Source organism: Micromonospora tarapacensis (genome assembly GCF_019697375.1).
GTDB classification, from domain to species: domain Bacteria; phylum Actinomycetota; class Actinomycetes; order Mycobacteriales; family Micromonosporaceae; genus Micromonospora; species Micromonospora tarapacensis.
The window spans coordinates 1,551,593-1,574,769 of sequence record NZ_JAHCDI010000004.1; the positions used below are offsets into that span (position 1 = coordinate 1,551,593).

13 protein-coding genes and 3 pseudogenes are annotated in these 23,177 nt (G+C 74.5%); 10 read left to right on the forward strand and 6 right to left on the reverse strand.

Translation table 11 applies throughout. From position 1 onward, the window contains the following. Positions 1–69 precede the first annotated feature (69 nt). The 8 genes and pseudogenes from KIF24_RS12975 to KIF24_RS12995 all read left to right on the forward strand — a co-directional run bounded on the left by KIF24_RS12975 (position 70) and on the right by KIF24_RS12995 (position 14,730). Positions 70–6,550, forward strand: a pseudogene (locus tag KIF24_RS12975) (amino acid adenylation domain-containing protein). After that, positions 6,547–7,740 (forward strand): condensation domain-containing protein, encoded by a 1,194-nt coding sequence (locus KIF24_RS32720; protein WP_230415542.1) that lies wholly within the window; start codon positions 6,547–6,549, stop codon positions 7,738–7,740. The pseudogene KIF24_RS12975 and the gene KIF24_RS32720 overlap by 4 nt, the downstream one beginning before the upstream one ends. 386 nt (positions 7,741–8,126) lie before the next feature. Beyond that, positions 8,127–10,841, forward strand: coding sequence for an amino acid adenylation domain-containing protein (locus KIF24_RS32725; RefSeq protein WP_230416349.1), 2,715 nt, complete (start codon positions 8,127–8,129; stop codon positions 10,839–10,841). Between the two features lie 43 nt (positions 10,842–10,884). Further along, positions 10,885–11,001, forward strand: a pseudogene (locus tag KIF24_RS34450) (phosphopantetheine-binding protein); the annotation flags it as partial. 160 nt (positions 11,002–11,161) lie between these two features. Next, entirely contained in the window at positions 11,162–11,740 is a 579-nt protein-coding gene (locus tag KIF24_RS34455; RefSeq protein WP_331461408.1) for a thioesterase domain-containing protein, read from the forward strand. Further along, entirely contained in the window at positions 11,737–12,810 is a 1,074-nt protein-coding gene (locus KIF24_RS12985; protein ID WP_221084259.1) for a saccharopine dehydrogenase NADP-binding domain-containing protein, read from the forward strand. Before KIF24_RS34455 ends, KIF24_RS12985 begins: the two co-directional genes overlap by 4 nt. A 14-nt stretch (positions 12,811–12,824) precedes the next feature. Then, positions 12,825–13,847 (forward strand): annotated as a pseudogene (locus KIF24_RS12990) (Gfo/Idh/MocA family oxidoreductase); the annotation flags it as partial. A gap of 127 nt (positions 13,848–13,974) precedes the next feature. After that, the gene (locus KIF24_RS12995) at positions 13,975–14,730 is read left to right on the forward strand and encodes a thioesterase II family protein (RefSeq protein WP_221087326.1); all 756 of its coding nucleotides are present in this window, start codon (positions 13,975–13,977) and stop codon (positions 14,728–14,730) included. Here KIF24_RS12995 and KIF24_RS35310 read toward each other — a convergent pair. The 6 genes from KIF24_RS35310 to KIF24_RS13020 form a co-directional block, all read right to left on the reverse strand. Beyond that, on the reverse strand, positions 14,705–15,241 hold the full coding sequence (locus tag KIF24_RS35310) for a hypothetical protein (RefSeq protein WP_331461105.1): 537 nt from the start codon (positions 15,239–15,241) through the stop codon (positions 14,705–14,707). The genes KIF24_RS12995 and KIF24_RS35310 overlap by 26 nt on opposite strands. Beyond that, positions 15,238–16,173: an AMP-binding protein gene (locus tag KIF24_RS35315; protein WP_331461106.1), complete on the reverse strand. Its 936-nt coding sequence runs from the start codon at positions 16,171–16,173 to the stop codon at positions 15,238–15,240. The genes KIF24_RS35310 and KIF24_RS35315 overlap by 4 nt, the downstream gene beginning before the upstream one ends. A 142-nt stretch (positions 16,174–16,315) precedes the next feature. Further along, positions 16,316–17,341: a methyltransferase gene (locus tag KIF24_RS13005; protein ID WP_221084260.1), complete on the reverse strand. Its 1,026-nt coding sequence runs from the start codon at positions 17,339–17,341 to the stop codon at positions 16,316–16,318. 25 nt (positions 17,342–17,366) lie between these two features. Continuing rightward, positions 17,367–18,443 carry an acyl-CoA dehydrogenase family protein gene (locus KIF24_RS13010; protein ID WP_221084261.1) on the reverse strand — a complete coding sequence of 359 codons (1,077 nt, stop codon included), beginning with the start codon at positions 18,441–18,443 and terminating at the stop codon, positions 17,367–17,369. Between the two features lie 26 nt (positions 18,444–18,469). Continuing rightward, positions 18,470–19,606 carry an acyl-CoA dehydrogenase family protein gene (locus tag KIF24_RS13015; RefSeq protein ID WP_221084262.1) on the reverse strand — a complete coding sequence of 379 codons (1,137 nt, stop codon included), beginning with the start codon at positions 19,604–19,606 and terminating at the stop codon, positions 18,470–18,472. Positions 19,607–19,609: 3 nt separating this feature from the next. Further along, positions 19,610–20,986 carry an NtaA/DmoA family FMN-dependent monooxygenase gene (locus KIF24_RS13020; protein ID WP_221084263.1) on the reverse strand — a complete coding sequence of 459 codons (1,377 nt, stop codon included), beginning with the start codon at positions 20,984–20,986 and terminating at the stop codon, positions 19,610–19,612. 117 nt (positions 20,987–21,103) lie between these two features. Between KIF24_RS13020 and KIF24_RS13025 the strand changes: the two genes are divergently transcribed. Together KIF24_RS13025 and KIF24_RS13030 are read left to right on the forward strand one after the other, a co-directional pair. Further along, complete coding sequence (locus KIF24_RS13025) at positions 21,104–21,598, forward strand: VOC family protein (protein WP_221084264.1); 495 nt, start codon at positions 21,104–21,106, stop codon at positions 21,596–21,598. Between the two features lie 63 nt (positions 21,599–21,661). Next, positions 21,662–23,137 carry an NAD(P)/FAD-dependent oxidoreductase gene (locus KIF24_RS13030; RefSeq protein WP_331461107.1) on the forward strand — a complete coding sequence of 492 codons (1,476 nt, stop codon included), beginning with the start codon at positions 21,662–21,664 and terminating at the stop codon, positions 23,135–23,137. Positions 23,138–23,177: the final 40 nt, after the last annotated feature.

Here is a 23,177-nt window from a genome sequence, read left to right on the forward strand (position 1 = left end):
TCCGTCGGACAGGGGAGACCCAGATTGGGCGTTGAGGCCGAACACAGACGACCCCTCACCCGGGACGGCATGCGGAACGACATCGCGGCGGTCCTCGGCGAACCACCCGACACGGTCGCGGACGACGCCGACCTGCTCCAGCTCGGTCTCGACTCGATCGGCGTGATGCGGCTGGTCGGCCGCTGGCACCAGTGCGGTGTCTCGCTGAGCTTCGCGGAGCTGATCGAGGGACGCACCCTCGACGACTGGTGGCGGATGGCCGTCGACCGGGTGCCCACCGGCGCGGTGGCGGCGGACGAACCACCCCTGGCCGTCGTGGACGGTGCCGAGCCGTTCGACCTGGCACCCATGCAGCACGCCTACTGGGTGGGCCGGGGCGACGGCCAGGCCCTCGGTGGCGTCGGCGCGCACTTCTACAACGAGTTCGACGGGACCGCGGTGGACCCGGCCCGGCTGGAGGCCGCCGTCCGGGCACTGCTGCGCCGGCACGGCATGCTGCGCGCCCGCTTCGACGAGGACGGCCGGCAACGGATCCTGGCCGACAGCGCCTGGCCCGGCCTCACCGTGCACGACCTCCGTGGCGACGATCCCGAGACGGCCGAACGCACACTGCTGCAGCTGCGCGACCGGTTGTCGCACCGGCGGCTGGACGTGGCCCGCGGCGAGGTCTTCGACGTGCAGCTCTCGCTGCTGCCCGGCGGAGCCACCCGCTGCCACGTGCACATCGAGATGCTGGTGGCCGATGCGCACAGCTTCCGCATCCTGATGTCCGAACTCGCCCGGCACTACCGGGATCCGGCGGCCGAACCGCCCCCGATCGGGCTGGACTACCCGACCTACCTGGCGACCCTGCGCGCGCGCCGGGACGGCGAGCGGGACGCCGACCGCACGTACTGGCAGTCGCGGCTGCCCGAGCTGCCCGGCCCGCCGGAGCTGCCGTTGGCCGTCGACCCGCAGCAGGTCAGCGGCCAGCGCGTGGTCCGGCACCACCACTGGGTCGCCGCCGAGCAGGTCGAGCGGCTGACCCGACGGGCCCGGTCGTACGGGTTGACCCTGCCGGTGCTGTTCCTGACCGCCTTCGGTCACGTGCTCGGCCGCTGGAGCGCCGCCCCGCGCTTCCTGCTCAACCTGCCGCTCTACGACCGCCAGACGGTCCACCCCGACGTCACCCACCTGGTCGGCGACTTCACCAACCTGCTGTTGCTGGAGGTCGACACCGGCGCCGACCGTGACTTCGTGGCGTTCGCCCGCGCGGTGCAGGACCGGATGCGCGCCGACGCGGCCCACCCCGGCTACACCGGCGTGGACGTGCTGCGCGACCTGACCCGCCACCGCGGTGGCACCCCGGTCGGCGCGCCGGTGGTCTTCACCAGCGCACTCAGCCTCGGCGAGCTGTTCGACACCGAGGTGCGCGACAGCTTCGGCACACCCGGCTGGACGATGTCCCAGACCCCGCAGGTGTGGCTGGACGTGCAGGTCACCGAACGCGAACACGGACTGTTCGTCAACTGGGACTGCGTCGAGGAACTCTTCCCGCCGGGCCTGATCGGGCAGATGTTCGAGGCGTACCTCACGGTTCTCGGTTGGCTGCTGGACGACGACGCGGACTGGTCAGCGAGCCTGCCGGAACTGCTGCCACCGGTGACCCGGCAGGTCCGGGCGGCGGCCAACGACACCGCCCGCCCGGTCCGTCGCCGCCGGCTGCACGAGGACTTCTACGCCCACGCCCGCGCCGAGCCGCACCGTCCGGCGTTGCTCTGGGGCACCGACGGGCTGCTCAGCTACGGCGAGCTCGCCGACCGGGCCGACCGGGTGGCCGGTGCCCTGGTCGCGGGCGGGGTCCGCCCCGGTGACGCGGTCGCCGTCACCGTCGAGAAGGGGCCGGAGCAGGTCGTCGCCGTGCTGGGCGTCCTGCGCGCCGGCGGGGTGTACGTGCCCGTCGGCGTCGACCAGCCGGCCGCCCGCCGGGCCCGGATCCACGCGGTGGCCGGGGTGCGGCACGTGGTGGCCAGCAGCCCACCGCCCGAGCTGCCCGCGCCGTTGTGCGTGGTCGACGTGGCGGACCGGTCGTTCCCGCCGGTCACCCCGGTCACCGGCAGCGACGACGACCCGGCCTACCTGCTGTTCACCTCCGGCTCCACCGGCGAGCCGAAGGGGGTGCAGGTGCCGCACCGGGCCGCGGTCAACACCATCGACGACATCGACCGGCGGTTCGGGATCGGGCCGGCCGACCGGGTGCTGGCCGTCTCGGCCCTCGACTTCGACCTGTCGGTGTACGACATGTTCGGTCTGCTCGGCGTCGGCGGGGCGGTGGTCTGCCTCGCCGAGGACGAGCGACGCGACGCCGACCGCTGGCGGGAACTGGTCCGCCGGCACCGGGTCACCGTCTGGCAGTCGGTGCCGGCGCTGCTGGACATGCTGTTGAGCGCGGGGCCCGGCGACACGGACCTGCCGCTGCGGCTGGCCCTGCTCGGCGGTGACTGGGTCGGGCTCGACCTGGCCGCCCGGCTGGCCGCGCGGGCCCCCGGCGCGACGCTGGTGGCGCTGGGCGGCACCACGGAAACCGCCATCCACTCCACCGTGCAGGTGGTGCCGGTGCCGGCACCCGCCACGTGGCGCTCGGTGCCGTACGGCGTACCCCTGGCCAACCAGCTGATGCGGGTCGTCGACCCCGCCGGACGGGACCGGCCGGACTGGGTTCCCGGCGAACTGTGGATCGGCGGGGAGTCGGTGGCCGACGGCTACCGCGGCGACCCCGAACGGACCGCCGCGCAGTTCCGCGAGATCGACGGGGTGCGCTGGTACCGCACCGGTGACCTGGCCCGCTACCAGCCGGACGGCATCGTCGAGTTCCTCGGCCGGGCCGACGCCCAGGTCAAGATTCGTGGGCATCGGATCGAGCTGGGTGAGATCGAGACCGCCCTGGAGCGACACCCCGCGGTCGCCCGGGCGGTCGTGGTGGCCCTCGGCACGCCCCGGCGGCTGGCCGCCGCGGTCAGCGCCGCGACCGAGGTGGACCCGGACGCGTTGGGCGACTGGCTGGCGGAGCAGGTGCCGGGGTACATGGTGCCGGATCAGGTGGTGCTCACCGACCGGTTGCCGCTGTCCGCCAACGCGAAGATCGACCGGCGGGCGGTGGCCCGCCTCGTCGAGGCGGCCCGGCCCGGAGTGGACGAACTCGAGGCGCCGGTCGGCGACATCGAACACGAGGTCGCCCGGGTCTGGACGCAACTGCTGGGCGTGCCGGCGGTGGGCCGGCGGCAGAGCTTCTTCGCCGCCGGTGGGGACAGCCTGGTCGCCACCCGGTCGATGGCGCTGCTGGCCGAGGCCGGACTGGCCGGGTCGAGCCTGCGGCAACTGTTCGCCACCCCGGTGCTGGCCGACTTCGCCGCCACCCTGCACCGCACCGGCGAGGACCGGCCCGCCGCCGCGGTGCTGCCCGCGGACCCGGCGAACCGGTACGCGCCGTTCCCGCCCACCGACGTGCAGCGGGCGTACTGGCTGGGCCGCAGCAGCGACTTCGCGCTGGGCGGCGTCGGCTCGCACTGGTACTGGGAGTTCGACGGGACCGACGTCGACCTCGACCGGCTGGAGGAGGCCGTCAACCTGCTCGTCGCGCGGCACGACATGCTGCGCGCCGTCTTCGACGACGACGGCGACCAGCGGGTGCTGGCCGAGGTGGACCGCTTCCGGATCGCGGTGCGCACCGGTGGCGACGCGGCACTGCGGGAACTGCGCGAGCGGATGTCCCACCGGATCCCCGATCCGGGCCGCTGGCCACTGCTGGAGATCGCCGCCGTCCGGTACGCCGACGGTCGGGTGCGGATCGGGTTCAGCTTCGACTACATCGTGCTCGACGCGCTCAGCATCGTGATCTTCTTCGACGAGTTGACCACGCTGTACCGCGACCCCGCGGCGGTGCTGCGCCCGGTCGGGGTGACCTTCCGCGACTACCTGCTCGCCGCACCGGCCGATCCGCAGGCCGTGGCCGAGGACCAGCGGTACTGGCTGGACCGGCTGGACACCCTGCCGCCCGGCCCGCCGCTGCCGCTGGCCGTGGACCCGGCCACCGTGGTCGGGCCGCGTTTCCACCGCCGGGAGGACCGGCTCGACCCCGCGCAGTGGCGTCGGCTGACCGAGCAGGCCCGCCGGCACGGGGTGACCCCGGCCAGCGTCCTCGCCACCGCCTTCGCCGAGGTGCTGTCGGCCTGGAGCGGGCGCGGGGAACTGACCGTCAACTTCACCCTGTTCAACCGGCGCGACGTGCACCCCGACATCAACCACATCCTCGGCGACTTCACCTCGCTGCTGCTGGTCGCCTACCGGGCCGGGGCGGGCGACAGCTGGCTGGACCTGGTCCGGCGTACCCAGGAGCAGGTCTGGGAGGGGATGGCCCACGACTCGGCGTCCGCACTGTGGGTGCTGCGCGAACTCGCCCGCCGCCAGCAGGGCGGCACGGTGAGCATGCCCGTCGTGTTCACCAGCGCGCTCGGCGTGGCCGGCGGCATGAGCGAGATGTCCTTCCCCTTCGGCGAACTGGTCTGGGGAATCTCGCAGACCCCGCAGGTGTGGCTCGACAACCAGGTGATGGAGCGCGACGGCGGCCTGGTCTACAACTGGGACTCGGTCGAGGAACTGTTCCCGGCCGGGCTGCTCGACGCGATGTTCGACGCGTACCGCGAGCTGTTGGGCCGGCTGGCCACCGCGGACTGGACCGCCGCCGGGCCACCGCCGCTGCCGGCGGCCCAGCGGCAGGTCCGCGACGCGGTCAACGACACCGGCGGACCGCTGCCGACCGGGCTGCTGCACACCGGGTTCTTCACCCGTGCCGCCGCCACGCCCGCCGCCCCGGCGGTGATCACCGCCGACGGCGCGGCCGTCGGCTACGGCGACCTCGCCGCCCGCGCCCTGCGCATCGGCGGGCGCTGCGCGCGCACGGCGTCAACCCGGGCGACGCGGTCGCGGTGACCCTGCCCCGCGGCGTCGACCAGATCGCCGCCGTGCTCGGCGTGCTCGCCGCGGGCGGGCACTACGTGCCGGTCGGTGTCGACCAGCCGGCCGAGCGGCGCGACCGGATCTACGCCCGCGCCGCCGCGCGAGTCGTCCTCGCCCGGCCCGATCTGCCCACCGGGCATCCGGTCGTCGCCCCGGACACCGCCGCCACCCCGCTGCCGGCGCCGGTCGAGGTCGACCCGGACCAACTGGCCTACATCATCTTCACCTCCGGCTCCACCGGTGAGCCGAAGGGGGTGGAGATCACCCACCGGGCGGCGCTGAACACCGTCGACGACATCACCACCCGCTATGGTGTCGGCCCCGCCGACCGGGTTCTCGCGGTCTCGGCGCTCGACTTCGACCTGTCCGTGTACGACATCTTCGGGCTGCTCGGTGCGGGCGGCGCGGTGGTCTGCGTCGCCGACACCGACCGGCGGGAGGCCCGCAGCTGGGCCGCCGCGGCCCGGCGCGGCGGTGTCACCGTCTGGAACTCCGTGCCCGCCCTGCTGGACATGCTGCTGGTCGCGGCCGACGCCGAGGGCCTGCCCGACGGGCTGCGCCTGGTGCTGCTCTCCGGTGACTGGGTCGGGCTGGACCTGCCCGGCCGGCTGCGCGAACGGTGCCCGCGGGCCGTTTCGTCGCGCTCGGCGGTGCCACCGAGGCGGCGATCTGGTCCAACGCCTGCGAGGTCGACGAGGTGCCCGCGCACTGGCGGTCGGTGCCGTACGGCCGCCCGCTGCGCAACCAGCGCTACCGGGTGGTCGACCCGCGCGGCCGGGACTGCCCCGACTGGGTGCCCGGTGAGCTGTGGATCGGCGGCGTCGGGGTGGCCCGCGGCTACCGGGGTGACCCGGAGACCACCGCCCGGCAGTTCGTCACCGAGGCCGGGCACCGGTGGTACCGCACCGGCGACCTCGGCCGGTACTGGCCCGACGGCACGCTGGAGTTCCTCGGCCGGGTCGACTTCCAGGTCAAGATCCGGGGGCACCGGATCGAGCTGGGGGAGATCGAGGCGGCGGCCCAGGCGCACCCCGGGGTGGCCCGCGCCGTCGCGCTCACCGTCGGCGAGGGTGCCCATCGCCGGCTCGCGCTGGCCGTGGTGGCCGACGGCGGACCGGTCGACGACCCGGCGCTGCTCGGCTTCCTGGCCGAACGGCTGCCCAGCTACATGGTTCCGGAGCGGGTGGTCGGCGTGGCGGACCTGCCGCTGACCGCCAACGGCAAGGTGGACCGCCGGGCGTTGACCGCCCAGGTGACCGCCGAGCCCGACGACGCAGCCGACGAGAGCCCGCGCGGAGACAGCGAGAAGCTCGTCGCCGAGATCTGGTCCGAGGTGCTCGGCTGCGACCGGATCGGCCGCAACCAGAGCTTCTTCGCGCTCGGCGGGGACAGCCTGTTGGCCACCCGGCTGGTGGAGACGCTGCGACTGCGCCACGGGACCGAACTGTCGCTGCGGCAGCTGTTCCTGGCGCCGACCGTGGCGCAGCTGGCAGATGTCTTCGACACCCACCGCCGCGCGGTGGAACCCGGTGACTTCGAGGAGGGCACGATATGAGTCAGTCGTCCGCCGGTGACCTGCTCGCCGAGTTGGAGAGCGCGGGGGTGCGGGTCTGGTTGGAGGCCGGTCAGCTGCGCTTCCGGGCACCGCAGGGGGCGATGACACCGACCCGCCGGGAAGCGCTGCGCGCCCGCCGCGACGAGATCGTCGCCCACCTCGACAACGGTGGCGGCGTCGCCCTGGTGCCCGACCCGGCGCGCCGGCACGACCCGTTCCCGGTCACCGACGTGCAGGCGGCGTACCTGCTCGGTCGGGGCGAGACGTTCGCCTACGGCGGCGTCGCCTGCCACGGCTACGGCGAGCTGATCTATCCGGCGCTGGACCCGGCCCGGATGACCGCCGCCTGGCGGGCGCTGATCGAGCGGCACGACATGCTCCGCGCGGTGGTGGAGGCCGACGGTGCGCAGCGGGTGCTGCCGCAGGTGCCGCCGTTCGAGGTGCCGGTGATCGACCTGACCGGCCGCCCCGACGCGGTGGTCGAGGCAGGTCTCAGCGCGGTCCGCGCGGAGATGGACCACCTGGTGCACGCCCCCGACCGGTGGCCGCTGTTCGCCGCCCGGATAACCCTGGCCGACGACCGGGCCGTGCTGCACATGTCGATCGACTTCCTGATCGCCGACTTCATCAGCGTCCAGGTGGTGCTGGACGAGCTGCACCGGCTCTACCACCGGCCGGACGAGCCGCTGCCGCCGCTGGAGATCACCTTCCGGGACTACCAACTGGCCGAACGGGCGGTGCGCGACAGTCCGCGCCACGCGCGGGACCGGCAGTGGTGGCTGGACCGCGTCGACGACCTGCCGGCCGCACCGGAACTGCCGACGGTGTCCCGCCCCGCCGACAGCGAGGGACGGTTCCGCCGCTGGGAGACCCGACTGTCGCCGCAGGTCTGGGAGGGCTGCGCCAGCGCGCCGGCCGGCACGGCGTCAGCCCGTCCGGCGCGGTGCTGGCCGCGTTCGCCGACGCGATCGCGGCGTGGAGCCGCCGGAGCCGGTTCACCCTGGACATCACGCTGCTCAACCGGGCACCGCTGCACGAGCAGGTCAACTCGCTGGTCGGCGACTTCACCTCGGTGGATCTGCTGGCGGTGGACGCCGATCCGACCCGCCGCGTCGACGAGCGGGCCCGCGACCTGCAGGCGCAGCTGTGGGAGGACCTGGACCACCGGACGTTCAGCGGCATCGAGGTGATGCGGGAGATCGCCCGCCGGCAGGGCGCCGAGGCGGCGCTGTTCCCGGTGGTCTTCACCAGCGCCATCGGCATCGCCGACGCGGGGGCCGCCGCCGACGGCGCACCGCTCGGCGAACTCGGCTACGGCATCAGCCAGACCCCGCAGGTCTGGATCGACTGCCAGAACATCGAGCGCGACGGTGGTCTGGTGTCCAACTGGGATGTCCGCGAGGAGGTCTTCCCGCCCGGGATGGTCGACGACATGTTCGCCGCGTACGACGCGCTGCTGCACCGGCTGGCCGCCGACGACGCGGCGTGGACCCGTACCGGGCTTCCGGAGCCGCCGCCGGCGGCCCTGGCGCGCCGCGCCGAGGTGAACCGGACGCAGTCCGCGCTGCCCGCCGGGATGCTGCACGACCGGGTGGTGTTGCAGGCGCTGGGCACCCCGGACCGGCCGGCCGTCGTCGCCCGGGACCGGACGTTGACCTACGCCGAGCTGCTGGGCCGGGCGGCCGGGGTGGCCGAGGCGCTGACCGCGGCCGGCTGCCGCCGGCAGGAGCTGGTCGCGGTGGTGATGGACCGGGGCTGGGAGCAGGTCGTCGCGGTGCTCGGCACGCTGCTCGCCGGCTGCGTCTACGTGCCGGTGGACACCTCGCAGCCGGCCGCCCGGCGGCGCACCATCCTGGACGGTGCCGGCGTGCGCTGCGCGCTGACCCAGTCCCGGGTGGACCCGGACGGCTGGGCCGACGGGCTGCGGATGCTCGCCGTCGACCTGCTTCCCGGGGGCGAGCCGCACCCGGTCGAGGGTTCCGGCGACCCGGAGGAACTGGCGTACGTCGTCCACACCTCCGGCTCGACCGGCACGCCCAAGGGTGTGATGATCAGTCACCGGGGCGCGTTGAACACCGTGCTCGACATCAACGACCGCTTCGCCGTCGGCCCCGAGGACCGGATCCTCGGCCTGTCCAACCTCGGTTTCGACCTGTCGGTGTACGACATCTTCGGCCCGCTGTCCGTCGGTGGCGCGGTGGTCGTGCCCGACCCGGACCGCCGCGGCGACCCGTCGCACTGGGCGGAACTGGTCGACACGCACGCGGTGACGGTGTGGAACTCGGTGCCCGCCCAGTTGCAGATGCTGCACGACTACCTGGTCTCCGCCGCGGTGGCACCCCCCGACGGGCTGCGGCTGGCCATGCTCTCCGGCGACTGGATCCCGGTGGCCCTGCCCGAGGCGATCCGGGCCCGGGTGCCCGGACTGCGGGTGGTCAGCCTCGGCGGCGCCACCGAGGCGTCGATCTGGTCGATCTGGTACCCGATCGACCAGATCGACCCGGCCTGGCGCAGCATCCCGTACGGTCGGCCGTTGACCAACCAGAGCTTCCACGTGCTCGACGGGGCGCTGCGGCCACGTCCGGACCTGGTCGGCGGGGAGTTGTACATCGGCGGCGCGGGGCTGGCGTTGGGCTACCTGAACGACAGCGAGCGCACCGCCGAGCGGTTCGTCGTCCACCCGGAGACCGGTGACGTGCTGTACCGCACCGGCGACCTCGGGCGGTACCTGCCCGACGGCACCATCGAGTTCCTCGGCCGGGAGGATCTCCAGGTCAAGATCAGGGGCTACCGGATCGAGCTGGCCGAGATCGAGTCGGCGCTGGGTGCGCATCCCGGGGTGGCCGGCGCCGTCGTGGTGGTCGACGGCGACACCCCGCTGGAGCGTCGCCTGGCGGCGTTCGTCGAGCCGGCCGGCCGTACGGTCACCGCCCGGCAGGCGGAACACGACGAGGCGACGGCGCGACAGCTCGGCGCGGCCGCCTGCGTCGATGCCGACGCCACGCTCGCCGGTGTCGACCGCGAGCGCTACCTGGCGTACGCCCACGGGCTGGACGATGTCGCGCTGCCGGCGATGCTCGACGCGTTCCGCGCGGCGGGCCTGTTCGCCTCCGGCGGCCAGCGGCACCCGCTGGCCGAGCTGCTCGACACCGCCCGGGTCGCCCCGCGGCACCACCGGCTGGTCCGGCGGTGGCTGCGGGCGCTCACCGGCGCCGGCCTGCTCGACCTCGACGGCGCCGGCCGGTACGGGCTGACCGAGGCGGGCGCGGCGGCGGACACCGCCGCCGGATGGCGCGGCGTCGAGCAGTTCGCCGACGCCGAGGACCGGGAACTGCTCGCCTACTTCCGGGCCAGCACCGCCCAGCTGCCCGCGCTGCTGCGCGGCGAGGACGATCCGCTGGCGCTGCTGTTTCCGCAGGGGCGGGTGGACGTCTCGCAGGGGCTCTACGAGCGGACCCTGTTCAACCGATGGGCCAACGAGGCGGCGGGGGCGCTGGTGCGCCGGATCGCGGGGCAGCGCATCGAGCCCGGTCCGCTGCGGGTGTTGGAGATCGGTGCCGGTGCCGGCGGCACCACCGCCGCGGTGCTGGCCGCGCTGGACGGCCACGAGGTCGACTACCTGGCCACCGACCTGTCGCCGTTCTTCGTCAACGAGCTGCGGACCCGGTTCGGCGAGCGGCCCGGTCTGCGTCTGCAGGTGGTCGACATCGACCAGGACCCGACCGTCCAGGGCCTGGCCCCGAACTCCTTCGACGTGATCGTGGCCGGCGACGTGCTGCACGCCAGCTCCGACGTCGGTCGGGCGCTGGAGCGGCTGCGTGCGGTGCTGGCCCCGCAGGGCTGGCTGGTGGCCTGTGAGATGACCCGCGACCACCACCAGATCATGACCTCGCTGGAGCTGCTGGTCCGGGTGGACGAGGCCACTGCCGACTTCACCGACCTGCGCCGGGGCACCGAGCAGGTGTTCCTCGACCGCCGGTCCTGGCTGGAGGTGCTGGATTCGGCGGGCGCGGCGCAGCCGCTGTGCCTGCCCGAGCCCGACGGCTTCATCGCCGAGCTGGGCATGTGCGTGCTGGCCGCCCGGTTCAAGACCGACCGGCTGCCGGTCTCCCGGGACGACCTCACCGAACACCTGGCGCGGCGGCTGCCGGAGTACATGGTCCCGGCGGTGGTGCAGGTCGTCGACGCCTTCCCGCTCAACGCCAACGGCAAGGTCGACCGGGCGGAGCTGCGGCGCCGGCTGCCCCGCCGGGGCGACCGCCGCCGCCACGGCCAGCGCCCCCGGCAGTGACCTGGAGCGCCGGATCGCGGCGGTGTGGGCCGAGGCGCTGCGGGTGGGCCGGGTCGGCCGAGACGAGAACCTCTTCGAACTCGGCGGTGACTCCCTGGTCGCGGCGCAGATCACCGGCCGGATCCTGGAGGAGGTCCCGCAGGCGGCCGGCCTCTTCTTCGACCAGTTGCTGCGGCAGGTGCTGGAGCAACCCACCGTGGCCGCGCTGGCCGGGCACATCGAGGCGGAGACGGCCGCGCCGGTCGTGGCGGCGCCGGCCGGCGACACCCCACCCGCACCGGCGGGCTGTCCGTGTTGCACCCGGGCGGCGCCGGCACGCCGTGGGTGCTGGTGCCGGGCTGTGCCGCGACGGCCGACCGGTACGCGACGCTGGTGCCGCACCTCGCGACGACCGGTCCGGTGCTCGGGCTGGCCACCGCGGCGACCGACGACCTGCCCGGGTCGCCGCCGAGCAGGCCCGGCTGGTCAACGCCGCCGGCCTGCCGGCGGTTCGGCTGATCGGGCACGGCCTCGCCGCGACCCTCGCCCTGGAGGTGGCCCGTTCGCTGACCGAGGCGGGCGGGCAGGTCGAGGCCCTGGTCCTGGTGTCGCCGTGGCGACCGGCGGGCGCCGGTGCGGCCGCGACCGCGTACCGGGTCGAGACCGGAGCCGCGGAACCCGACGAGGGCTTCGCCGCGCGGCTCTCGGCGACGGTCCGCCACGAGCCGACCCTGTACGCCGGCGACCTCACCGTGCTGCGGCCCGCCGGCGAGGTCCCGTACGACGCCGAGGAGCTGGAGTTCTGGGCCGACCTGTGCCTGGGTGACGTGCGTACGGTCGAGGTCGACGGTGACCACCGGACGGTGCTCGGGGCGGCCGGGGCGGCGCTGGCGGCACTCGACCCGGAGCCGGCCCGGTGACCGCCGTCGCCGTGCTCGGTGCCTCCGGTGCGGTCGGTCGGGTCGTCCTGGACCTGCTGCGCTCGTGGGACGTCGGTCCGCTGCGGGCCGGCGCCCGCCGTCCGCCCGACGTCGAGGGGGCCGAACAGGTGGCCGTCGACGCGCACGATCCGGCCGGCCTGGCCCGCTTCTGCGCGGATGCCCGGGTGGTGCTCAACTGCGCCGGCCCGGCGATCGACCTGGCCGACGCCGTCGCGCGGGCGTCCGCGGAGGCCGGCGCGGACTACGTGGACGCGGCCGGCGACGACAAGTTGTACGCCGCGGTCGCGGCGGTCCCCGGCGGTGCGGGGCGGGTGGCGGTGGTGTCGGCGGGGATGATGCCGGGGCTGTCCGGGCTGCTGCCCCGGCTGCTCGCCGCGCACCTGCCCGACGGGGAGCGGCTGACCGGCTACGTCGGCGGGCGGGACCGGTTCACCCTGACCGCCGCCGTGGACTACGTCTCCGTCGACGAGAGTTTCGGGTGGCCCTCGGCGGCCTGGCGGGACGGCCGGGTGGTTCCCGGTGCGCTGAGCCCGCTCACCGACGTGTCGGTGCCCGCCTTTCCCGAACCGGTCACGGCGCAGCCCTACCTGAGCACGGAGACGGCCCGGCTCGCCGCCGGGTTGGGCCTGCGGCAGGTCGACTGGTACTCGGTCTTCGCCGGTGAGCGGGTGCTGGCCGCGCTGCGCGCCGCATCCCGTCCCGGCGACGGCGGCCACCGGCGGGCCGGCGAGCTGTTGCACCGGGCCGCGGAGCTGGACCTGTTCGGGCAGCAGCCGTACCAGCACCTGGTGGTCACCCTGGACGGCCCGGGCGGTGCCCGGACGGCCGTGGTGCGCAGCACCGGCGCCAGCGATCTCACCGGCACGGTGGCCGCGTTGACGGCCCGGGCCGTGCTGGCCGGTGCGGTGCCACCGGGTGTCTGGCACGCCGCCGAGGTGCTCGACCCGGTCGCGACCTTCACCGAGCTGGCGTCGGCGCCGGGCGTGCTGCTCGCCTCCGTGGTGGCGGACGCCGCCGCCGTCGACGAGTACGAGGAGGACGTGATTTGAACCGACCCACCCGGGTGGTCGTCTGCGGCACCCGCTTCGGCCAGGTCTACCTGGAGTCCTTCCGTGACGCGGACCCGAGTTTCCAGCTCGCCGGCATCGTCGCCGGGGGCAGCGACCGCTCCCGGGCCTGCGCGGCGCACTACGGGGTGCCGCTGTACACGTCGGTGGCGCAGCTGCCCGACGACATCGACATCGCCTGCGTGGTGATCCGCGGCGGCCTGCTCGGCGGTCGGGGCTCCGAGCTGGCCATGGAGCTGATGGCGCGCGGCCTGCACGTGTTGCAGGAACACCCGCTGCACCACGACGAACTGGCCCGCTGCCTGCGGCAGGCCCGCCGGCACAAGGTGGTGTACCAGCTCAACCCGTTCTACCGGCACATCACGCCGGTGCGCCGCTTCCTCGGCGCGGCCGGCGAGCTGCTGCGCCGCCAGCCACCGCGCTACCTCGACGTGGCCTGCGGATTCCAGCTGGCGTACTCGCTGCTGGACCTGCTCGGCCAGGCACTCGGCGGGGTCCGGCCGTGGCGGTTCACCGAGCTGCCGGCGCTGCCCGCGACGGTCACCACGGCGACCGATCTGGACCTGCCGTTCCGCAGCCTGGACGGGGTGCTGGCCGGGGTGCCGGTCACGCTGCGGGTGCAGAACCAGATGGATCCGGCGGACCCCGACAACTACGCCCACCTGATGCACCGGATCACCATCGGCACCGAGGCCGGCAACCTCACCCTGGTCGGCACGCACGGCCCGACGGTGTGGACGGCCCGGCCCGACTTCCCGCGGGAGGTCGCCGGGATCGGCGCCGATCCGCACTTCGCGGCCCGGCGCGACACCAGCACCCCCAGCGCGGTCACCCTCGGCCCCACCGAGGTCCCGCACTACGACACGGTCTTCGGCACCACCTGGCCGCAGGGGGTCCGCCGGGCGCTGTGGACGCTGCGGGAGACCGTCGAGCGGGGCGAGGACCCGCTGCGCCAGGGCCAGTACCACCTGACGCTGTGCCAGCTGTGGCAGGAGCTGACCGCGATCCTCGGCCCGCCGGAGCTGGTCAGCGCCGAGCCGCCCCGGATGCTCGCCGCCGGCGACCTGGCGGCGCTGGCGGCGGCCGGGGAGGCCGCGGTGGCCGCCCCCGCGAACCGGCGGTGGCCGGCGGCGTGGGGACGGCCGGGTGAACGAGATCGACGCCACGGCCCGCCGCTGGCTGCGCTGCTACCGGCCCCGGCCGGCGGCCACGGTACGGCTGGTCTGCTTCCCGCACGCCACCGGCAGCGCACCGTTCTACCGGGGCTGGGCGGGGGAGCTGCCGGACGGCGTCGAGCTGCTGGCGGTGCAGTACCCGGGCCGGTTGGACCGGATCGGCGAACCGCCGGTGACCGCCATGCCGATGCTGGCCGACATGATCGCCGAGGTGCTCGCCCCCCGGCGGGACCTGCCGGTCGCCCTGTTCGGGCACAGCATGGGTGCCGCGGTGGCGTACGAGGTGGCCCGCCGGTTGGAGCGTTGGCACCGGGAACCGCTGGCGCACCTGTTCGTCTCGGGACGTCCCGCGCCGTGCCATCACCGGCCGGGCAGCAAACACCTCGGCCCGGACGACGACCTCTGGGCGGAACTGCGCAGGCTGGGCGGCACCGATCCGGCGGCGTTGGACAATCCGCAGCTGCGGGCGGCGTTGCTGCCGACGCTGCGGGCGGACTACCGGCTGGTCGAGAGCTACCGGCCGGTGCTGGGCGAACGGCTGGCCACGCCGGTGTCCGCGCTGGTCGGTGACGCGGACACCGAGGCGACCGTGGACGAGGTGGCGGCCTGGGCGGGGTACACCCGGGCGGCCTTCGACCTCACCGTGTTCGCCGGCGATCATTTCTACCTGGTGCCGCACCGGGCGAAGGTGCTGGCCGGCGTCATCCGGAGCCTCGGCCTGCCGTGAGGCCGGCCGGCGCGGACGGCACCGGCCCGGCGAGGTGCCGGCGCCACAGCAGGCGACGCTTCGGCTTGCCGCTGGTGGTCCGTGGCACGGTGCCCGCCGGCATCGGCACGACGTGCACGGTCGCCTCCGGCACCAGCGGTCGCACCAGGGCGGGGATCCGGGGCAGCCACTCCGGCCGGGGATGTTCCAGATGGACCACCACGGTCGGCGTGCCGGCCCGCAGGCCCAGCACGGTGGCCAGCCGGCCGGGCGGCGCGCCCAGGGCCGCGCCGAGCACCGCGTCGAGGTCCTCGGCGAAGACGGTCCGCCCGCGGACCTTCAGGCTGTCGCCGAGGCGACCCAGCACGAACAGCTCCCCGTCGCGGACGAAACCGGCGTCGCCGGTGCGGACCCGGCCGTCGGGGAACGCCGGCCCGCCGGCGTAGCCGTCGGTCACCCCGGCCCCGCCGACCACGATCTCCCCGACCACGCCGTCGCCGACCGGCCCGGCGTCGTCGCCGACCACCGTCACCTCGGCACCGGCGAGCGGGTGCCGCAGCCGACCACCGGCACGCCGTCCGGCCCGGGCGCCTGCCGCCACCCGGTGCGCAGCGGCAGCCCGCTCACCGCCAGCGTCGCCTCCGCCAGCCCGTACGCGGGCAGCAGCGCCTCCCGGCGCAGCCCGTACGGGGCGAGCAACCCGGCGAAATCGTCCAAGGTGGCCGGCTGGATCCGCTCGGCACCCACGATGACCGCCCGCCACCGCCCGAAGTCCAGCCCGGCCAGCTGCTCGGCGCGGACCCGGCGCACCACGTGCGCCAGGCCGAAGCCCGGCATCGCCGTCAGCCGGGCACCGTGCCGGCCGAAGCACTCCAGGAAACGGGTGGGTCGGCGGACGAACTCCGCCGGCGTGAGCAGCCACAGGTCGGCACCGGTGACGATCGGCGCCAGCAGGCACCCCACCAGTCCCATGTCGTGGTGCACCGGCAGCCAGGACGCGGTCGGGTCGTCCGGCGTCATCTCCAGCCAGTCGCGGATGGCCGCGACGTTGGCCTCCAGCGCCGGAACGGGCACCCGCACCCCGCGCACCGTGCCGGTGGTGCCGGAGGTGAACTGGAGCAGCGCCGGCCGGGCCGGTGTCGCCGCCGCGCCGCCCCTCGGTCCACCGGTGCCGGCCGCAGTTGCGTGCCCGCCGGGCAGCTCCGCCACGTCGACGGTGGGCACCCCGGCGTGGGCCGCCGCCCCGGCGAGCGCCGATGCGGATCCGGTGTCGACGACCACCAGCCGGGGCCGCATCACCGCCAGGGCCGCGGCCAGGTGTTCCGCGTACCGGTCCGGGTCGCCGAAGGTGGCCGGTGGGGCGAGCGGCGACGCGGTCGCGCCGGCCAGCAGCGTGCCGAACAGGGCGCCGACGAACTCCGGGCCGGCGGGCAGCACCAGGCCCACCACGTCGCCCGGCCGCACCCCCGCGCGGCGAGACCGGCCGCGTGCTCCCGGACCAACCGGGCCAGCCGGGTGTACGGCCACCGGTGCCAGCCGCCGTCCGGCTGGGAGAACCGGATGCCCCGGTCGTCGCGCGGGTCGTCCAGCCAGGCCAGCAGCCCGGTCATGCCGGGCGGGCCTCGATCACCGGGAACATCGGCGTCGGGGTCGCCTCGACCAGTTCCAGTCCGGCCCCGGCCAGCAGGGCCCGCTGCTCGTCGAGGCTGCGCGCGCCGCCCGCGCTCAGCGTCAGCATCAGCATGTCCATCCGGCGGGCCAGCGGGGTGCTGTCCGCCTCGGACTGCCGCCCGGCCTCCAGGATGAAGACCCGGCCCCGCGGGGACATGGCGGCCCGGATCCGCCGCAGCACACCGGTCGCCTCCTCGTCGCTCCAGCTGTAGAGGATCCGCTTGAGCACGTACGCGTCGCCGCCGGCGGGGATGTCGTCGGTGAGGAAGCTGCCGGGCACCACCCGGGCCCGGTCGGCGACACCGGTCGCGGCGAACGTCTCCGGCGCGTTCGCCACCACGCCGGGCAGGTCGAACAGCACCCCGCGCATCCGGGGGAAGCGGGCCAGCAGGTCGCCGAGGAAGCGGCCGTTGCCGCCGCCGACGTCGACCACGGTGTCGAAGCGCGACCAGTCCGAGGCGCGCACGATCGCCATCAGCTCCATGCCGGTGACCCCGCTCATCACCTTGTCGAAGGCTTCACCGTCGCCGGGGTGCCGGCCGAAGTGGTCCCACATGCCGATGCCGTGCACCGCGTCGAACGCGCCCTCGCCGGTGCGCAGGGTGTGGTCCAGACCCTCCATGGCCCGGGTGCACACCACGGGGGAGAGGAAGATGTCCCGGGCCGAGTAGGGGTGGTCGGCCCGCAGCAGGTCGGCCATCGGGGTGAGGCCGAACTCGCCCGGCGTGACCTCGGCGAACAGGTCGCGGGTGGCCAGGTACCGCAACGCCTTGGTCAGCGACGGTTCGTGCGCGCCGCAGGCGTCGGCCAGCTCCGCGGCGGGCAGCGGCCCGTCGGCGAGCCGGTCGGCCACCCGCAGCAGGCAGACCGCCCGGATCGTGTACGGCAGCAGGTAGTCACCCACCTCCATCAGCCGCAGGATGGCCGGTACGTCGATTCCGGGACGTCGTCTGGTCAGCATCGCTGCTCCTTGTCAACTGGGTCGGTCAGCCGGCCGGCCTACCGGCCGGTTGCGGCGGCGTGGTCAGCAGGTGGTCGGCGAGGGTGGCGAGGTGTGCGCCGGTGGGGGTGTCGAAGCTGTCCAGCCAGAGCGCCCGGCGGTACCACCAGTGCAGCGGGTACTCCCAGGTCGCGCCGAGCCCGCCGGTGACCTGCAGGGCGTCCTCGCAGGCCGACACGGCCGCCCGCCGGCCGGCGACCACGGCCTCGGCGTGGGCGTGGGCCACCTCGGCCGGGGCGGTGTCCCCGGCGCCGTGGAGCCAGCAGGCCCGCAGGGCCAGCGAGGTGGCCAGTTCCAGCGTCACGTAGCTGTCGGCCAGCCGGTGTGCCACCGCCTGGTACGCACCGATCGGCCGGCCGAACTGCACCCGGTCCCCGGCGTGCCGGCGGGCCAGCTCAAGGGCCCGCCGGGCCACCCCGACGGCCTCGCAGGCCAGCAGCGTGCCGGCGTGTCGACGGGCGTCGGCCAGCACCCGCTCGGCGGAGCCGGGCGCGACCAGCAACTCGCCCGGCGTGTCGGCGAGGCGCAGCCGGGCGGCACCGCGCAGCCGGTCCAGGGTGGGCTGAGCCTCGACGGCGAGCCCGGCGGCCGGTGAGCGCACCGCGAACAGCGCGACACCGTCGTCGGTGTCGGCGGCGACCACCAGGGCGGTGGCCGCCGTCGCGTCGGTGACCAGGGCGCGCCGGCCGGTCAGCCGCCAGCGGTCGCCGTGCCGGGCGGCCCGGCAGCCGCCGCCGGCCGGGTCGTCCTGCCAGGCGACGGTGAGCGGGTCGGTGGTGAGTTCCCGGCCCGCCGCCCGGTGGATCGGGTGGGCCAGGCCGACCGTGCTCCACCACGGCGTGGCGGCCAGGGCGTAGCCGCCCTCCTGGGCCAGCAGCCCCTTCTCGACCATGCCCAGCTCCGGGTCGCACCAGCCCTGCCGGCGCAGGTGCGGCCAGGTGTCCGGGTCGACGCCGCCGGTGTCGGCCAGCCCGGCGACCCGCTCGACCGGGTACCGGTCGGCGAGCAGCCGGGCGGCGGCGGCCGACAGGTCACGCTGCTCGTCGGTGAGGGCGAAGTCCATGATGTTTCCTCTCCGGCCGCAACGGCTCACCTGGTCCGGGGCAGGCCCAGGACGCGTTCGGCGATGATGCCGCGCAGGATCTCCGAGGTGCCGCCCTCGATCGAGTTGGCCCGGCTGCGCAGGCGCAGGTGCTGCCAGTGACCGGCGGCGTGGCTGTCCGGGCCGTGCAGCATCGCCGCCGGGCCGAGCAGGCGCAGCGCGAACGCGGCCAGCCGCTGGTTGGTGATCGACCAGTGCAGCTTGAGGATCGAGCTTTCCGGCCCGGGCTTGCCGGTGCGCGCCAGCGCGGCCATCGTCCGGTGGCCGGTCCAGCGCAGCCCCTGCAACTGCACGTGCAGCTCGGCCACCTCGGCGCGGACCGCCGGGTCGCCGGCCAGCCCCAGGTCGTGCACGGTGCGCAGCAGCCGGTCGAACTCGACGGCCAGCCGGGCGGTGAGGGTGATGCCGAAGGTGCCGCGTTCGTGGGCCAGGGTGGTCATCGCGATCCGCCACCCCTCACCGACCGGCCCGAGCACGCAGTCGCGGGGGACCGGCACGTCGGTGAGCACGATCTGGTTGAAGTCGCTGTCGCCGGTGCTCTGCCGCAGCGGCAGCACCCGCACGCCGGGGCTGCGCATGTCGACCAGCAGGCAGGTCAGGCCCGTGTGGGCGGTGGAGCCCGGCTGGGTGCGGGCCAGCAGCAGGCACCAGTCGGCCTGGTGCGCGTACGACGACCAGACCTTCTCCCCGGTGACCCGCCACCCGTCGGCCGCCGCGACCGCGCGGGTGCGTACGGCGGCCAGGTCGCTGCCGGCGTCGGGCTCGGAGAAGCCCTGGCAGAACACGAACTCGCCGGAGAGGATCGGCTCCAGGAAGCGTTTCTGCTGCTCGGGCGTGCCGTGCGAGACGACGGTCGGCCCGACCATGCCCAGGCCGATCACGTTGACGTGATCGGGGGCCCCGGCCAGGGCGCTCTCCTCGGCGTAGATGCCCTGGTAGGTGGGCGGCAGCCCGCGCCCGCCGTAGGCGACCGGCCAGGTCAGGCCGCTGTAGCCGGCGGCGTGCAGGGCCTTCGTCCACTCGCCCGGTGCGGTGCCGCCCCGGTAGCGGGGAACGTGTTCGGCCAGCCAGGCACGCAGTCCGGCGCGGAACGCCGCCTCCTCGGGGGTGTCGCGCAGCCGCACCGGTCAGCCCTCCCGGGCGGCCACGGCCCTGGCCGGATCGCGGTAGGCGCACGCCCCGGCGCCGAAGTACCGTTCCCGCAGGGTGGTCTCCGCCGGGTCGTACGCGGTGCGGAAAAGCCCGCGTCGTTGCAGCTCGGGCACGAGCAGGTCGCAGATGTCGTCGATGCCGTCCGACGGCGGGCAGGGGATCAGGTTGAAGCCGTCCACGTCGGCGACGGTGAGCCACTGCTCCATCCGGTCGGCGACCTGCTCGGGTGTGCCGAACAGCGTCACCGGGGCCTCCAGCCGGGGCCGGCGGGGCCGGGAGACGAGGTACTTGACGTCGCCCACGGTCCAGGTGCGGTCCGGGGTGAGCTTGCGCAGGAAGCCGAGGAAGGAGTGGCTGGCCTGGCTGCGGATCTGGTCGACCGGGGTGTCGTCGGGGAAGGCGGCCAGGTCGATGTCCATCCAGCCGCACCACTTGGCCAGCTGTCCCTCGCTGCTCCACAGGGTGTTGTACGCCTCGGCCTTCGCCTTCGCCTCGGCCCGGTCCCGACCGACCATGACCATCGTGCCCTGCAACGCCTTGACCGTGCCCGGGTCCCGGCCGTGCCGCGCCGCGGCGGCGCGCAGGGCGGCCACCGGTTCGGCGCCGGAGGTCGGGTCGGCCAGGGTCAGGAAGACCACCTCCGCGTGCCGGGCGGCGAAATCGATGCCGCGGGGCGAGGAACCCGCCTGGTAGAGCACGGGGGTGCGTTGCGGGGAGGGCTCGCACTGGTGCGGGCCGCGGACGGTGAACCAGCGGCCCTCGTGGTCGATCTGCCGGACCCGGTCGGGGTCGGTGAAGATGTCCCGTTCGGCGTCGCGGACCACCGCGTCGGCGTCCCAGCTGTCCTCCCACAGGGCGCGGGCGACCTGGACGTACTCGTCGGCCCGGTCGTAGCGGTCGTCGTGGTCGAGATAGTCGCCGAGCCCGCTGGCGGTCGCCGACCGCAGGTAGGAGGTGACGATGTTCCAGCCGACCCGTCCGCCGGTGAGGTGGTCCAGCGAGGAGAACAGCCGGGCGCACTCGTACGGCGAGTGGTAGGTGGTGGAGTAGGTGATCGCGAAGCCGAGGTGCCGGGTGGCCGCCGCGGCGGCCGAGAGCAGCAGTGCCGGATCGATGGAGGGGATCTGCACCGCGTGCCGGACGGCCGGTGCCCAGGATCCCCGGTAGACGTCGTAGACGCCGTGGATGTCGGCGAAGAACAGGGCGTCGACGCAGGCCGCCTCGAGTTGGCGGGCCCGGGAGATCCAGTACTCCAGGGACCGGTAGCCGGTGGCCGTGCGGTCGCCGGGGACCCGCCACATGCCCTTGAACTGCGGTGACGGGGAGCACTGGGTGAACACGTTCAGATGCATGCCCGGTTTCCTCACATCCGTTCCGGCGGGTACCGGCGGCCACGCTGCCAGGTGACGACACGCTACCGGGTGTTGACAACAACACGCCACACCCAAGATACGAGTCAAGCCACTATCATGCGTCATGTGCCCAAACTCAACGGCAGGAACCACGTCAACCTGACCGTCCGCGACCTGGAGCGCAGCACCGAGTGGTACTGCCGGGTCATGGACTTCACCCCGGTACGGGACGCGACACCCGCCGAGTCCGGGTTCACCTTCCGGACGCTTGTGCACCGCGGGTCGCTCTCCTCCATCGTGCTCGGGCAGGCGGTGGAACCGGATCCGGCACCCTTCGACGAACGGCGGGTCGGCCTGCACCACCTTGGTTACCACGTGCCGGAAATGGCGGACCTGGACCAGTGGGCCGACCATCTGGACGCGGTCGGGGCCGAGCACTCCGGGGTTCGCGAGCTGTTCCTGGAGGCCGGCTACGGCATCTGGCTGCGTGACCCGGACAACATCTGGTTGGAGTTCTACTGGCTCAACGCCGACTACTTCATGAACCGGCTGCGCCAGCAGCGCCGGGCCGAGCGGACGGCGCGGGCCGGCGGCCAGCCCCGTCGGTTGTAGGGTCTTGCCGAAAACAACATACGCTCTGGATAGTGGGAACGCGGACCGACGTGGCTGCCACCGGTGGCACGGCACGCGCCGGCGGTGTGCCGCGCCGCCGGGTACGTCCGCACCGACGACTGGGAGACCGACGTGGAAGAGACCCGGAACAGCGTCTATTGGCACGACACCGAGCCGGTCGCGGCCGGTGAGCCGCTCGACGGCGACACGACCTGCGACATCTGCATCGTCGGCGCCGGATACACCGGCCTGTGGGCGGCGCACTTCCTCGCCGAGGCGGAACCGTCGGCCGACATCCGGGTGCTGGACGCCGGGACGGTGGGCGGCGGCGCGTCCAGCGCCAACGGCGGGTTCGTCGGGCTGACCGCGGGCAAGGTGCTGCGCCGGCTGTTGTGGTACTACGGCCGGGAGAAGGCCGCCGGGGTCTACCGCACCGGCGCCCGGTCGATCATCGACATCGGCCGGTTCTGCCGCCAGTACGGTATCGACGCCGACTTCGCCATGAACGGCATGCTCCAGGTGGTCACCGACCGCAAGCAGCTGGCCCGGCTCGAACTTCAGGTCAAGCGCAGCGAGCGCACCGGCCTGCGTGGCTCGTTCAAGCTGCTGGACCGCGACGAGGCCCAGCAGCGTGTCGGTTCGCCGCAGGTGCTCGGCGCGCTGCGGACGACCGGCGCGCTGGTCAACCCGCACCGGCTGGTGCAGGGTCTGGCCCGGGTTGTCCGGGAGCAGGGCGTCGACATCCACGAGCGGACCCCGGTCATCGAGGTGCGCAAGGTGGGCAACCGCTACCGGGTGAGCACCCCGACCGGCACGGTGACCGCGAACGAGGTCGTCCTGGCCACCAACGCCTGGCAGCACAGCTTCGCCCAGACCCACACCAAGGTCATGCCGGTGTGGAACTACCTGATGGTGACCGAGCCGCTGACCGACGCGCAGCTGGCCCGGGTCGCCTGGCCCGGCCGGGAGGGGGTCAGCGACTCGCTGTCGTTCGCCCACGCGGCCCGGCTGACCGCCGACAACCGGGTCGTCTGGTCCGGTGGCCGGTGGTACTACTTCGACGGGCGGGACACCGACCGGGCGCACCTGCGCAACGACGCCGCCCACGCCGACCTGCGGGAGTCGTTCGCCCGGTTCTTCCCGGCCTGGCGGGACGTCCGGTTCAGCCACGCCTTCGGCGGGCCGATCGGCTGGAGCCGCACCTTCATCCCGCAGTTCGGCCGCACCGGTGACGGCCTGGTCTACGGCCACGGTTACACCGGCAACGGGATCGCACCCAGCCACACCGGGGGCAAGATCCTGCGAGACCTGGTGCTGCGCCGCGAGACCGAGTACACCGAGTTGGCGTTCGTCACCGTGAACCAGCCGAAGTTCGCCAAGGGCGCCACGGGTGACAAGGGTGCGCACCTGTTCATCTGGCGGCAGGAGACCGGCGACCGGCTGCCGCTGCTGCTGCCGCACGCGGCCGCGCTGGCCCCGCGGGCGTTCTTCGCCGCCCGCGCCGCCCGTCGGGCCCGGGTGGCCGGCGCCGGCCGCTGAGCGGGCCGTCCCCGGCTGCCGGATCGGGCCCGACCCCCGA

Coding starts and splice junctions, on each gene's coding strand:
- KIF24_RS32725 (WP_230416349.1), top strand. CDS start 8,127: ATGCTGCACGACCGGGTGGTGTTGCAGGCGCTGGGCACCCCGGACCGG.
- KIF24_RS13005 (WP_221084260.1), bottom strand. CDS start 17,341: ATGCTGACCAGACGACGTCCCGGAATCGACGTACCGGCCATCCTGCGG.
- KIF24_RS32720 (WP_230415542.1), top strand. CDS start 6,547: ATGAGTCAGTCGTCCGCCGGTGACCTGCTCGCCGAGTTGGAGAGCGCG.
- KIF24_RS13020 (WP_221084263.1), bottom strand. CDS start 20,986: ATGCATCTGAACGTGTTCACCCAGTGCTCCCCGTCACCGCAGTTCAAG.
- KIF24_RS13025 (WP_221084264.1), top strand. CDS start 21,104: ATGCGTCATGTGCCCAAACTCAACGGCAGGAACCACGTCAACCTGACC.
- KIF24_RS13010 (WP_221084261.1), bottom strand. CDS start 18,443: ATGGACTTCGCCCTCACCGACGAGCAGCGTGACCTGTCGGCCGCCGCC.